The 12,207-nt window shown below is 40.3% G+C and carries 15 protein-coding genes and 1 pseudogene; 2 read left to right on the forward strand and 14 right to left on the reverse strand.

Annotated features, from left to right (window positions below):
* Positions 1–3: 3 nt before the first annotated feature.
* Both V7L20_RS00700 and V7L20_RS00705 read right to left on the reverse strand, forming a co-directional pair.
* On the reverse strand, positions 4–1,290 hold the full coding sequence (locus tag V7L20_RS00700; protein WP_334742210.1) for a nitroreductase family protein: 1,287 nt from the start codon (positions 1,288–1,290) through the stop codon (positions 4–6).
* Positions 1,253–1,741, reverse strand: coding sequence for an ankyrin repeat domain-containing protein (locus V7L20_RS00705; RefSeq protein WP_334742211.1), 489 nt, complete (start codon positions 1,739–1,741; stop codon positions 1,253–1,255). Before V7L20_RS00705 ends, V7L20_RS00700 begins: the two co-directional genes overlap by 38 nt.
* A 650-nt stretch (positions 1,742–2,391) precedes the next feature.
* Between V7L20_RS00705 and V7L20_RS00710 the strand changes: the two genes are divergently transcribed.
* On the forward strand, positions 2,392–2,601 hold the full coding sequence (locus V7L20_RS00710) for a TOBE domain-containing protein (protein ID WP_334742212.1): 210 nt from the start codon (positions 2,392–2,394) through the stop codon (positions 2,599–2,601).
* 500 nt (positions 2,602–3,101) lie between these two features.
* On the opposite strand, the gene V7L20_RS00715 is transcribed toward V7L20_RS00710, so the two are convergent.
* The 7 genes from V7L20_RS00715 to nifX form a co-directional block, all read right to left on the reverse strand.
* Positions 3,102–3,401, reverse strand: a complete 300-nt coding sequence (locus V7L20_RS00715; RefSeq protein ID WP_069069799.1) for a 2Fe-2S iron-sulfur cluster-binding protein — start codon at positions 3,399–3,401, stop codon at positions 3,102–3,104.
* A gap of 230 nt (positions 3,402–3,631) precedes the next feature.
* Positions 3,632–4,006, reverse strand: coding sequence for an iron-sulfur cluster assembly accessory protein (locus V7L20_RS00720; RefSeq protein WP_334742213.1), 375 nt, complete (start codon positions 4,004–4,006; stop codon positions 3,632–3,634).
* Between the two features lie 100 nt (positions 4,007–4,106).
* Positions 4,107–4,913 (reverse strand): HesA/MoeB/ThiF family protein, encoded by an 807-nt coding sequence (locus tag V7L20_RS00725; RefSeq protein WP_334742214.1) that lies wholly within the window; start codon positions 4,911–4,913, stop codon positions 4,107–4,109.
* 10 nt (positions 4,914–4,923) lie between these two features.
* Positions 4,924–5,241 (reverse strand): nitrogenase-stabilizing/protective protein NifW, encoded by a 318-nt coding sequence (nifW, locus tag V7L20_RS00730; protein ID WP_334742215.1) that lies wholly within the window; start codon positions 5,239–5,241, stop codon positions 4,924–4,926.
* Positions 5,242–5,318: 77 nt separating this feature from the next.
* Entirely contained in the window at positions 5,319–5,519 is a 201-nt protein-coding gene (locus tag V7L20_RS00735) for a CCE_0567 family metalloprotein (protein WP_334742266.1), read from the reverse strand.
* Positions 5,520–5,683: 164 nt separating this feature from the next.
* Entirely contained in the window at positions 5,684–6,160 is a 477-nt protein-coding gene (locus V7L20_RS00740; protein ID WP_334742216.1) for a NifX-associated nitrogen fixation protein, read from the reverse strand.
* Positions 6,157–6,570 (reverse strand): nitrogen fixation protein NifX, encoded by a 414-nt coding sequence (nifX, locus tag V7L20_RS00745; protein ID WP_334742217.1) that lies wholly within the window; start codon positions 6,568–6,570, stop codon positions 6,157–6,159. Before nifX ends, V7L20_RS00740 begins: the two co-directional genes overlap by 4 nt.
* Before the next feature lie 61 nt (positions 6,571–6,631).
* Here nifX and V7L20_RS00750 point away from each other — a divergent pair, with 61 nt between their 5' ends.
* On the forward strand, positions 6,632–6,769 hold the full coding sequence (locus V7L20_RS00750; protein WP_334742218.1) for a hypothetical protein: 138 nt from the start codon (positions 6,632–6,634) through the stop codon (positions 6,767–6,769).
* Between the two features lie 24 nt (positions 6,770–6,793).
* Here V7L20_RS00750 and nifN read toward each other — a convergent pair whose 3' ends face one another.
* From nifN to V7L20_RS32455, 5 genes and pseudogenes are all read right to left on the reverse strand, one after another.
* The gene (nifN, locus tag V7L20_RS00755) at positions 6,794–8,119 is read right to left on the reverse strand and encodes a nitrogenase iron-molybdenum cofactor biosynthesis protein NifN (protein WP_334742219.1); all 1,326 of its coding nucleotides are present in this window, start codon (positions 8,117–8,119) and stop codon (positions 6,794–6,796) included.
* Positions 8,119–9,498, reverse strand: a complete 1,380-nt coding sequence (gene nifE / locus V7L20_RS00760; RefSeq protein WP_334742220.1) for a nitrogenase iron-molybdenum cofactor biosynthesis protein NifE — start codon at positions 9,496–9,498, stop codon at positions 8,119–8,121. The genes nifN and nifE overlap by 1 nt, the downstream gene beginning before the upstream one ends.
* Positions 9,499–9,615: 117 nt before the next feature.
* Positions 9,616–9,963, reverse strand: a complete 348-nt coding sequence (locus V7L20_RS00765; RefSeq protein ID WP_334742221.1) for a Mo-dependent nitrogenase C-terminal domain-containing protein — start codon at positions 9,961–9,963, stop codon at positions 9,616–9,618.
* A 132-nt stretch (positions 9,964–10,095) separates the two neighbouring features.
* Positions 10,096–11,631: a nitrogenase molybdenum-iron protein subunit beta gene (gene nifK / locus V7L20_RS00770; protein ID WP_334742222.1), complete on the reverse strand. Its 1,536-nt coding sequence runs from the start codon at positions 11,629–11,631 to the stop codon at positions 10,096–10,098.
* A gap of 204 nt (positions 11,632–11,835) precedes the next feature.
* Positions 11,836–12,003: pseudogene (locus V7L20_RS32455) on the reverse strand (nitrogenase molybdenum-iron protein alpha chain); the annotation flags it as partial.
* Between the last annotated feature and the right edge of the window lie 204 nt (positions 12,004–12,207).

Below are 12,207 nucleotides of genomic sequence, written 5' to 3' on the forward strand. Positions count from 1 at the left end.
TGCTTATATTCCAATCACCATTCCATAAAGTACATCTTTATTTGTTTCTAAGAATTGTTGGGTTTCATCATCATAAAAAGCACCAATACCACTACACTGAATCCCCAAATAATTACTAGTTAAATAAAGTCTCTGTCCAAGAAAACCAACTATTTGCATAGCAGTTTGATAGTTTAAGTAATCTGACACAAGAAATAAAGTTACAGCGCCATCTCTAGCAATAGCCTGATTAATGCATAAGTAAGCTGTCTTTTCACTAAAATTACCCGTCTTAACCAGATATGTACCTTTATATAACCCAGGTGTCATTCCTTCTACTTGATGCACCACTGAGTAAATTTCTATTTTCTCATAGTTTTCTGTCGGTATTGACTGTTGAAGTTGTTGCACTACATATAAATAATCTTCCTGAGAAATAGACTCTTTCCGGAAACGTCTAATAGAACGTCTATCCCAAACAGTTTGGTAAAATTTATCTTTATCAATGTCAAATTGAGGATACTCTAATTTCTGCTGATGACTTTTTTGTAGAGCAGTTGTTTGATAGGCATCTTCAATAAATTGATTTGGCTCAAAATAATCAGTACCAGAGACAAAAGGAACTTTCAGCCTTAAGCGTCTGATTTTCGTGTCTTGTATTTCTCCTGACACCGCACAAGCAGTGATAAACTCTTTATTCTCAAATCCCAAATCTGAATTGAGCACAAGTTTATCAAAATCAAAAATTAGTTGTATATCTCGGTTGTGGAGAAAAGCTGAAGCTGCTATTGCACCTAAATGATGTCCGCTATCTAAGAAGCAATATCTTATGCTCCTGTTTTGATATTTCCAGCTAGACCTATAATAAACACAACTAATTAAAAAGATGAATCCGTTGATACTTTTACCCGGTATAATATAACTCTCTAACCCATCATCAATTAATTCATAGATGAGAGTTAGACAATTATTCTCAACTTCTAGATGGTATATACCATTTACTATTCCCTCAATACCACGAACTTGTACATAAACTTCTGTAGGATACAGAGCGCCTGCTGATGGATTCACTCGCAGTTTTAATGGACCATCTTTATATACTTTTTCTAGTGTTATCGCACTGGTTAATGAGATAAAAGCATGAACAGGATTATTGAGATTTAATTTCACTCTCCGATAAAACTTGGGATAAACTTTAAATGAAGATGGCTGTGTTGAAGCATTTACATAATTTGGATCGAGTTGTACCGATAAGTAAGAATGCTTGGTAGCATCATGATAAACTTTCCCCGATATCTGACTTTGTGACATTTTTAAGTATCCTTAAAACTTCTACGTTGCTAGCAAAATCTATCGCTTTATAATCATCTAAGTTTTTTAAATATAAATTAGGTTTATGTTGTAAAAGTAACTTAACTACTTCTGTCTTTCCAGCTGATGCTGCATACATTAAAACAGTTGCACCATTATCATTTTGGTTATCAATGTTAATGTTATTAGCAAGCAGTAAATTAATTAAATCGTAGTGATTACCAAAACAAGCAAACCACAAAGCATTGTTGCGATCGCTATTTCTAGTATTGATATCCGCACCTGCATCAATCAGTTCTTTGACGACTGGATAGACTCCGTCTCGGGTAGCTTTTATCAAAGCTGTATCGCCATTTTCACCTGGCTGATTTAAATTGCCTGGACTATAGCCTTTTGCTATTAACCATTGGGTTGTTGCATTACTCAAATCCTGGCTATTTAATTGACTCATAATTGTTCTTTCACTATCACAAAAATAAATAATTTTCAAGCATAAATTTGCTAGAAAAACTTAATGGTGGGCATTACCCACCATTATTTTAAAATGCTATAGGAGTAACTAAAGTCTAGTAGTTTACCAAAGCAACTTTGTTAAATATTCAAAAGTTTGGTAAAAAATCTCTCCCTACTTACGATTTTCTGCCCTTACATAGCAATTATGGGTTGGTTAAGTACTAAGTTTACTAGCAAGAAATTAGCTTAGTTATATATTATCATTAGAATAATTTTGAATTATGAATCATTTATAAAGATTACCAGCCAGATATATATAATAAAAATATTTAAATACAATTAAAATGCAGTATTTTCTACAATCTTATTTTGCAATTTAGACTAATATAATAAAATCTAATTTGTACGTAAATATTCACTATTGGATTGTTACGAAACTTTGTCTAACTTTAACAATTTGCTCAAACCCATTGTTTTGCTCAAATTTGATGTCACATTTCCATTAAATCTTGTGTTTAAGAAAACAGAAATATTATGCTGAATTTGCCTTTATATCCCTGGCACTTATTAAGAAATCTCAAATATTTTCCTTTTTCAAGCAAAATTTGCTAATTTGTTTAAGTAAAAATAAGTAAATACAGACGAACAATGGAAATTAGTGCTCGTAATTCTCTCAAAGGGACTGTAAAGAAAGTTGTGCCTGGTACAGTTAATACTGAGATAACTTTAGAAGTGGCACCAGGAATAGAGTTAGTGTCAATAATCACAAAATCATCAGCAGAAAAACTGGGACTGGCAGAAGGGAAGCAAGCTTATGCCGTGATTAAATCATCAGATGTGATAATTGCTGTTGATTAAAAAATAAGCAAGTTGTCTTTTCTTATAAGTGGCTCTATCTCTAATATCAAACTGCATTGATATCTCTAAATTAAGTGACCTCACCCCTGGAATTAATTAGGAAAGGAGTGAGGTCAATAGTATATTACATAGATGTTAATTAATTAAACTATCAATAATGTGGACATAAATAGCCCGAATAGTTTTTATATTAAGCGCTATAGATGTGTTTATTATTTTAATAAATAATTAAGGTAAGTGTTGTTCTGAAGTGATAGTAGTTCCTGATGTTAACCCCATTGATATAAGTTGGTTCAAGATTACTTCATCCTGATTTTGACAGAAAGTGACGATTTCTCACTCTCCTGCTATCAATAATTATAATGAACAGCCACTCACACTAAAGCAGCTAAACATTTTAATTATAAATTAGGAATTTTAAAAGGAAGGAGGAAGTATATTTTCATCCTTCATCCTTCATCTTTTATTTGGTGACAAAAGGCAGCAACCAAAGTAATAATTTAGACCAGATATGCTTCTTGATGTGTCTTAATTGTGCAATTAGAACGAGGATAAGTTACACAAAGTAGAGCGTATCCTTTAGAAACTTGATCGTCATCTAAAAAGTTTTGATCGTCCTGATTAACTTCACCTTCAACAACTTTACCAACACAGCTAGAGCAAGAGCCAGCATGACATGAAAAGGGCAATTCAATCCCATTTTCTTCTGCTGCTTCTAAGATGGTGGTTTCTTCATCAACTTCAATTGTGGTGTCGATGTCTTCTTTTTTGTTGATTAATCTAACTTGGTAGGAAGCCATTTACCGATTCTCCTCAAACGTTATACAGTTGGTGTAATTTCCGAAGTTTTTGAACAACCTATCCTACTTTTTGCTTCCCTTCTACTTACGAAGATGCTACGCTTAGTTGGCTTCTCTATAGGAGTAAGGGATCAACACGAACTAGAAGCCACCTCAAGCATCTATAAAAAACTGCGCGGAGTGCGTCTATCGAAAGCCTCTACAATTGACTTGGCGGTAACGGAATGATGTTAGCTGCAAGGTACACCAGTAGGCTTACCGTCGCCTGCTTTGAGGGACTTTCCACAACCACCGCATTTATCAGTTGCATTGGGGTTGCTGAACTTAAAGCCGCTTTCCATCACTCCCTCAACGAAGTCAACCACAATTCCTTCTAATAACGACGCACTTTTGGCATCAATGTAAACCAGCACTTTGCCTTGCTGGCTTACCAAATCATCTGGTTGGGGCTTGCTGGTAATATCCATTGCATATTCATGACCACTGCAACCACCATTTTTTACTGAAATGCGGACACCTTTAGTTGCGCCATTAGCGTTGGGTGCGGAACCTCGGAGCAATGCCTCCAGATGAAATTCTGCTTTTTCTGATAAAGTAACGGTCATCAGGTCTCCTGAATTGTAGCGATTAGTTTTTCTGATTTCAGATGTGGGTTGTCCTTTGTCAGTTGTCCTTTGTCAGTTGTTATTTTCTAATGACCAATGACTAATGACTATTTTGTGCAATACCCGTAGGCTCCATCGAATTGGATTGAGCATGTCTCCAAGGCGCATTATTACCGCATACTGGACAAGAGCGATCGCGGTGAGAACGGCGTTTAGCAAATTCCATCCGATTCAGGTCAATTGTCAGCAATTGTGACAATAGAGGCTGACTAAACCCGGTGATCAGCTTGATTGCCTCCAGCGCTGTTAGACAAGCTAGTGTCCCAGAAACAGCGCCTACAACTGAAAAGCCACGCCGATCCCAATCAGGCTTTTCTGGAAATAGACAAGACAAACAAGGAGTTACACCAGGAATAATCGTTGTCAGATAAGCTTCCATCCCGTCCATTGCGGCTTCCACCATTGGCTTGCGCCAGCGCACACAGGTTTCATTTAACAAATTACGCTCTGTAAAGTTGTGGGCGCAATCAAGAGCCATATCAGCAGATTGCACTAAGGTATCTACATTTTCTGGGGTGATGTACTCATGAACAGCTTCCACTTGGACATCAGGATTAATCGCATCCAGAGTTTCTTTAGCTTTGAATACCCTTGGCTTACCTACCCAATCATCAGTCATGAGAACCTGACGATTCATATCATCTAGCCGCAAGTCACCACCCCGGACTAAGATTAGCCGCCCAACGCCGGCTACTGCTAAGTAAAGCGCCGCCGTACCGCCTAATCCTCCCACACCTGTAACCAGAACTGTCGCTGACTTCAGGCGCTTCTGTGCTATTTCGCCAAAATTCGGAAGCATCATTTGGCGACGATAGCGTTCTAATTCGGTAGGCGTCAGGTTAACCAATTTATACCTCCTAATCAGAAGTGATTTCTGTCAGTGTGACTACATTTTTCGGCTTGTCGTTAAACACTTTGAACAGCTTTTGTTCGTGGGGCGTTGATTCGATAAATACCTGATAAGCTTTTTGTAAAGCTAAAGAATATTGATTTAATTTCTCTTCTTGACTCAAGCCAGGAGAATTATCATCAATTTCCTGGATGTATTGAGAAAACTTCTTCAGAATATGTAGACGATTTACATTCACAACTTCTAAATCGTAGGACATATTAAAGAATTGAAAAAATTCTTCTGCATCTACGAGTTTCTTGAATTCATCAATAGTTCCAGTCACGTCGCTTCGCTCCGAATTCAAAATCCAAAATTAACAATTCCCTTAAATTTAGGGATTTGTATCCTTTTCCTCTTAGGTCATTTAGCATTTTCCAATTGTTTCAGATGTTGCTTAAGTTCATCTAACTGGCGATAGATTTCATAAGTTGCAGCCGCAACATCCATAAGTTGTTTGTAATCTGCTGGCAGACCTTCAGCTAAATCATGTAGATCCATTTTCATTTGACCTGCTTTGCTGTTTAGCCGTCTGATTTGTCCTTGTAGTTCCTCAATACTTATTTCTTCTGCTTGCAAAATTAACCACTCCTTATCTCAAAGTTGGGAGTTATAAGTTATGAGTTATGAGTTATGAGTTATAAATTAATAACTGTAAATTATGAATTATCAGTTAAGAGTTAACTTAACTTCTCACTCCTAACTCCTAACTCCTTACTCCTTACTCCTTAAATTTTGCCAACTTCAGGAAAGCGCTTTGCCAAATCAAGCCCTTTTTTGACGTAGTTTTCTCCCTCTTGGGCTAATTTATCCAGTGAGTCAAAGCCAAAGCGATGAGCATCTCGCAGGGTTTTCACAGTTAACAAAAGACGACCAGAAAAAACTAGCGCCCAGCCAAATCCTTCATGGCTCAAATCAACTACAACCTGAGATATCAAACCTGTTTCTTGTTCAATCCCAGCAGCTATAGCTCGAAAAAATGCCATAATCCGAGCTTGAGTTACTGGATCGACTTCGCCCTCAATGGAAATTTCTCGTTTTTTTTGTTTGGTGACAATAAAGGGTTTGAGAATCAACTCATCCGACCAAGTACGATAAACCCCATAACTATCTTGACCACGGATTTGTTTGATTAATACCTTCAGAAAAGGTGAGTTCAAGACTTCAGCTGTAGCGGTTCCGTTAATACTATTGTTTGCGGTCATACTGTTGCTTCATTTTCAACTTCATCGGCAAAGTTTGAGGTTTTCTGCTGTAAAGCTTTACGCAACCAAGGTGGGGGATTACCTTTGAGGGTTTTTACTAGCTTAGTTAGCACTTGACTAATTTCTTCTTCTTCTGATCGCGCCTTTACTGGGGTGACACCTTTCTTGATTAACCGAGCCGCAGCACTACCACCAATTGCCATAACATAAATAATTGTGCAGTCCTCTAGAGCCGCAAGTTTTGGTGCAAGTCTACTCTCATTATTCTCTTCTTGGATGTCGTCATTAAAGTTACGAGTTTCTAGGAATTTATATCCTTCATCCGAGATTTCATAAACATCAATTTCATCTGCTGCTCCAAAATGAGCATTAATATGAACTCGGTCACTCGTGGTGAAGCCAATTTTCATCCTAGTTTGTCCTTTGTCCTTTGTTGTTTGTCATTTGTCATTAGTCATTTGGAAATTACCAATGACTAATGACCAAGCGCAAAGTCGAGCCAGTCCGTTGGTGAGGTTCCCCTACTTAGAGGAACTGGCGTTGAGCAGAAGTTTCCTCCGTTCCCCAAAGGGATTGCCGCAGGCATCAAAACTTTGTAAAAATAACTAATGACGAGTGACTAATGACGAATGACTATTGTACAGACGCGATTAACCGCGTCTGTACTAATGACTCTTCTTGTTCTAAAAACAGATTGCCGATGCCAAATACAAGTTCCATCGTGCCTCGATAGCCAACTTTGGTAAATTGACCATTACCTAAGCGGTCATAAATGGGCAATCCTAGACGATAAAGAGGAACTGAAAGCCGTTTTGCGATCGCACTGACATTCGAGTTACCAATCAGCAAATCAGAACCGCCTGCTAGACTCTCAAAGTCTTCCAAATCGCCGATAGTGACGCTTTTCACTGGGAGTTGTTCTAGTAGTGGCGATCGCGTGGTTGTTACCGCCGCATGAATCTGCGCTCCCATCGATTGCAAAAAATGCACTGTTGACCACAGCAAATCTGGTTCCAGCGCCAGGGAAACTCGTTTTGCACCGAAGTAAAAGTGAGTGTCCAGCATCGCATCTTGCAACTGACGACGTTGGCGGCGGTATTTTTCGGGTACGCTATTACCGCTCAGAATCGCCAATGCTTGGATAAATTCATCTACTGGTTCTAATCCTGTCAGTTCGCTAAACACCTCATAAGGCGTGTCAAAGCGTTCTTTGAGAATCCTGGCAGCCCCCCGCATACTTTCACCTAATGCCAGGGTGAAAGCAGAGCTACCTACTTCTCGTAGCTGTTTTAAGGTAGTGCCACTGACTGTAACCGCACTATAATCATCCTCTAAATGACCATCTAAGGAAGCGCCAAGGTCAGGTACAAAGATCGGTACTAATCCAAAGGACGTAATTATCTCTTTGATTTCCTGTACATCCCCAGGTGTGAAGGCAGAACTCGCCAAAATCGTCACTTGTTCAGTTCTGATTTCACCCGCACAAGGAATTTCCTCAACGATGCTTTCCACAGCAGCAGTAAAGCCATCTTGCAACGCACCTTTAAAATCTGGGGTAGGTGCAAAAACGATCGCCAAATCATTCAATTCGGGATGGCGATCGCGGATTTCTTTCAAAAAACCTTCGATGTCATCACCTCTAGTTTCAGTCAACCCAGTACTACATAAACCAATAATTTCTGGGTTAGCCTTTTCTACCAGAGTCAGAATTGCTTGCTCCACATTCTCTTCACCACCTAAGATTGTAGTGACTTCCGTCATCGCTGTGGTAGCTAGGGGAATCGCTTCCCGGAAATGCCGCACCAGCACAACTTTGGCGAAAGCAGTACAACCTTGAGAACCGTGGAATAAGGGCATTATCCCTTTCAATCCCAAAAAGGCTAAGGTTGCACCCAAAGCTTGACTTTGCTTGAGGGGATTAACTGTCAGTGCTTTGTTAGAAGTGGTAACGATCGCCATTAAACTACCTCCTCGTCCCAAGGAGCAGGTTTGCGTATTTGTTCCCAAATCGGGCTATAGAGAGCTTCGTACAGTTCCCGCGCCATCTCAATCATCCCCACATAACCTGCATAAGGATGGTGGCGTTCTTGGTTGATGTCAAGGAAAGGAATTCGAGCTTTCAAGGCAGTGTATTGGTTACGTCCACCAGCAATCAGCATATCTGCTTTGGTGTCTTTGACCACTTGTAGCAATTCCTTAGCGTTACCCTTCTCCAACATGATGCCATCGTTGCCGAGCAACTTTTTGATTTTGCCTTTATCTTCCTCAGTACTTTTTCTAGTACTGGTAGCAACAACTTCAATGCCCAAGTCCCTAGCCGCGGAGATAATCGACCAACTCTTGACACCACCAGTATACAAAACAACCCGTTTACCTTTGAGTCGAGCCCGATAAGGAGCCAGTGCCAAATCTAAAGCAGCCGTTTCTTCTGCAATCAGCTTTTCTGTCCGCTCCTGTAAATCAGGATCGCCTAATTTAGCAGCGATATTTCGCAGACAGCGATTCATGTCATCGATGCCGTAGAAAGACTCTTCAATGTAAGGGATGTTGTAACGCTCCTCCATCTTTCTGGCCATATTGAGCAACGCTCGTGAGCAGATCATGACGTTGAGCTTGGCGCGGTGGGCGTAGCGAATTTCATTGTAGCGAGCATCGCCCGTAATTTTAGACAAAATTCGGATGCCTAACTTTTCTAAGAGTGGTGTTACTCCCCACATTTCACCGGCGATATTGTATTCACCGATTAAGTTAATATCATAGGGCGTTGTATGTTCCGGTTCTGCTGTGCCGACAACATATTCCAACAAAGATTCACCACCAAAACGGTTGCCGAGATTTTTACTGCCAATGAATCCTGGGGCAATGACGGGAATAACAGGAATACCAATTTTTTCAGCCGCAACTTTGCAGACAGCATCCATATCATCGCCAATTAAGGCTGTAACGCAAGTTGCGTAGACGAATACTGCTGCTGGTTGGTAGCGCTCTTTGAGTTCCAGAATCGCTTTGTAGAGTTTCTTTTCGCCACCGAAGATGACATCATTTTCACCCAAGTCAGTGGTAAAGCCCATTTTGTAGAGTTGCGGGCCAGACGACAGACTACCACGACTACCCCAGGAATTACCAGCACAGGCGATCGGCCCGTGGACTAAATGAGCAGCATCTGCGATCGGCACTAAGGCAATCATTGCACCATCAAAAGCGCAGCCCCCTTGAGCCGCGCCAGGTTGTGCCTGTTGAGCGCAAGACTTGTTTTTCTTTTCTGTTTGTTTGTGCTGATTATGTTCGCATCCTGTCTCAGTGAGCAGTTCGTTGATTTTGCTTTGGGTGATTTTCATCTCTCTTCTTGTACTTAATTGTTAATTGTCCTTTGTCATTTGTTAATTGTCCTTTGTCATTTGTTAATTGTCCTTTGAATAACTAACAACTAATGACCAATGACCAATGACTAATGACTAACAAATGTATTTTGTGACGTCCTCTCCACAGACATCGGTGAGGTAAGATAGAGCACGGAAACGCAATCCTACAAATTCGTCATATAAAGGATTGAGTTTACATAGTGCTGGGATATTAATAGACCGTCCAAATAATTTAATTTGTTGCTCAAAGGGACAACAACAAGGAATTGTTTGGCAAATTAGATGAGCGATGCGATTATTTTTAACCTGAATTCCATCCACCACATGGCGCAATGGATTAAGAAGATTATTGAACCATCCTCGTTTTTTTTGGTTAGGTGGATGATAATTAGGATGAGGATGAGTGTGAGTATGTTCCTGAGTGTGATTGATGGTTTCCATCTATATATACCTTAGGTAAATGCTAGAAAGAAAAAGGGGGAAATAATTCATAATTACGAATTACGAATTACGAATTACGAATTACGAATTATTTCCCGCCCTTAATTAACACGTTGTGTTTCTACGCAATTTCTAACGAATCAAGTCGTAGGAAATATCTGTCTTAGAAGGAATGTTGGTGTTGCGATCGATTTCTTCAAACAGAGTATTTACAGTCCAGTTGAGGAGGTTGATCACACCTTGATAACCAATGGTGGCGTAGCGGTGTAAGTGGTGACGATCCATGATGGGGTAGCCGATTCTCACGAGGGGAATCTTGGTGTCACGCCACAGGTACTTACCGTAGGTGTTACCAACCAGAAAGTCTACTGGTTCAGTGAACAACAGTGAACGCATGTGCCACAAGTCTTTACCACCCCAAACAGTTGCATTCTTACCAAAGGGGCTAGAAGCAAGCAGTTCTTTCATTTCTGCTTCAAATACTTCATTGGTGTTGTGAACCAAGATATGCACAGGTTCAGCACCCATTTCTAGCATAAAGCCAACTACGCAGTATACTAAATCTGGTTCGCCGTAGATAGCGAAGCGCTTGCCATGAATCCATGAGTGGGAGTCAGTCATGGCATCAACTGCTTGACCGCGTTCAATTTCCAATTGTTCAGGAATGGGTATACCACTCAGTTCGCTGAGTTTCATTAAGAACTCATCAGTACCCTTGATACCCCAAGGACGGGAAACTGAGGTTGGTTGCTTCCACTCTTTTTCAATATACTCGCGGGTTTTAGAGGTGGAGTGTGCTTGCAGAGCAACTGTAGCTTTGGCATTAATTGAATCTTCTGCATCTTCTAGCTTTGTTCCACCTGGATACATATTGAACTCACCAGTGTTTGGTGAATCCAGGTAGTCGCTGTTGTCAGCTAGAATTGTGTAGTCAAAGCCGAACAAGGAAGCAATTCGCTTGATTTCGCGGTTGTTGCCTACGTAGGTGTCAAAACCTGGGATGAAGTTGATTTTACCATTGCTGGTTTCTTTCTTATGACCTGCGGTCAAGTTGGAAAGAATTCCCTTCATCATGTTGTCGTAACCAGTGATGTGGGAGCCAACAAAGCTAGGAGTATGAGCGTAAGGTACTGGGAAATCTTGAGGTACTGAACCAGCTTGTTTAGCGTTGTTGATGAAGGCTTGTAAGTCATCACCAATTACTTCTGCCATACAGGTAGTGCAGACAGCGATCATCTTAGGCTTGTAGAGTTGGTAAGAGTTGGCCAAGCCGTCAATCATGTTTTGCAGACCACCAAACACGGCTGCATCTTCAGTCATTGAAGAAGATACACCAGAGAATGGTTCTTTGTAGTGACGGGTTAAGTGGGTACGGAAGTAAGCAACGCAACCTTGAGAACCTTGAACAAAAGGTAGAGTGCCTTCAAAACCAACAGCAGCAAAGATTGCTCCTAATGGTTGACAACCTTTTGCAGGGTTAACGGTTAAAGCTTCACGAGCGAAGTTCTTTTCACGATACTCCCAACCCTTTGTCCATTCTGCAACCCGTTGTACTTCTTCGGGGTCGTGACCATTTTCAAACTGCTTTTTATTTTCAAATAGCTGTTTGTACTCCGGTTGGTGGAATAACTCTACGTGGTCTTGAATTTTTTCGGGATTCTGAGGCATTTCTGGATCTCCAAGCTTACTGAATTCTTTACTGATTGAGGAATAAGGATTTAAGGTGGGGATGGGAGATGGGAATATGATTCAAAATTCAAAATGCAAAAATCAAAAGAAATTTTAATTTTTCAGTTTTGAACTTTGGATTCCCAACTCCCCCCTGGGGTTTTAGCCCCAGGTTATCCTTAGTTATCGCTCTTTTCCATTTCCCTAGACGGCAGCCTTAGCCTTAGCTTCAGCCTTCTTAGCCTGAGCTTTTTCATTCCAAGGAGCGCCAATTAATGACCAAGTTGGGCTGTTGAGTGCCAAGTCCATATCACGAGCGAAGATGGCGAAGCCGTCATAACCGTGATAAGGGCCGGAGTAATCCTTTTTATGGTTTAATTCTTTTCAATAGCCTAATGTTTGCAGTAAACAGTGTCAGAGATAAACATTGTTCGCCCATAACACATTTATTTTTAAGCTAAATATAGGCTAAAAACACAGCGAAACATAATCAGGTTTAGGACTCACGCATCATCTAAATGTTGTTCTGAGCCGATGTTTATGTTCATCTCTGCAATCACCGCAACAAAGAACGCA

Origin of the sequence: Nostoc sp. (genome assembly GCF_036916735.1) — a bacterium.
In the GTDB taxonomy this organism is placed as follows: Bacteria; Cyanobacteriota; Cyanobacteriia; order Cyanobacteriales; family Nostocaceae; genus Nostoc.

What these genes read in the sequence shown, in the direction of transcription:
- V7L20_RS00700 (WP_334742210.1), bottom strand. Translation starts at nt 1,290, where the DNA reads ATGTCACAAAGTCAGATATCGGGGAAAGTTTATCATGATGCTACCAAG.
- V7L20_RS00705 (WP_334742211.1), bottom strand. Translation starts at nt 1,741, where the DNA reads ATGAGTCAATTAAATAGCCAGGATTTGAGTAATGCAACAACCCAATGG.
- V7L20_RS00710 (WP_334742212.1), top strand. Translation starts at nt 2,392, where the DNA reads ATGGAAATTAGTGCTCGTAATTCTCTCAAAGGGACTGTAAAGAAAGTT.
- V7L20_RS00715 (WP_069069799.1), bottom strand. Translation starts at nt 3,401, where the DNA reads ATGGCTTCCTACCAAGTTAGATTAATCAACAAAAAAGAAGACATCGAC.
- V7L20_RS00720 (WP_334742213.1), bottom strand. Translation starts at nt 4,006, where the DNA reads ATGACCGTTACTTTATCAGAAAAAGCAGAATTTCATCTGGAGGCATTG.
- V7L20_RS00740 (WP_334742216.1), bottom strand. Translation starts at nt 6,160, where the DNA reads ATGACCGCAAACAATAGTATTAACGGAACCGCTACAGCTGAAGTCTTG.
- nifX (WP_334742217.1), bottom strand. Translation starts at nt 6,570, where the DNA reads ATGAAAATTGGCTTCACCACGAGTGACCGAGTTCATATTAATGCTCAT.
- V7L20_RS00750 (WP_334742218.1), top strand. Translation starts at nt 6,632, where the DNA reads ATGACTAATGACCAAGCGCAAAGTCGAGCCAGTCCGTTGGTGAGGTTC.
- nifN (WP_334742219.1), bottom strand. Translation starts at nt 8,119, where the DNA reads ATGGCGATCGTTACCACTTCTAACAAAGCACTGACAGTTAATCCCCTC.
- nifE (WP_334742220.1), bottom strand. Translation starts at nt 9,498, where the DNA reads ATGAAAATCACCCAAAGCAAAATCAACGAACTGCTCACTGAGACAGGA.
- V7L20_RS00765 (WP_334742221.1), bottom strand. Translation starts at nt 9,963, where the DNA reads ATGGAAACCATCAATCACACTCAGGAACATACTCACACTCATCCTCAT.
- nifK (WP_334742222.1), bottom strand. Translation starts at nt 11,631, where the DNA reads ATGCCTCAGAATCCCGAAAAAATTCAAGACCACGTAGAGTTATTCCAC.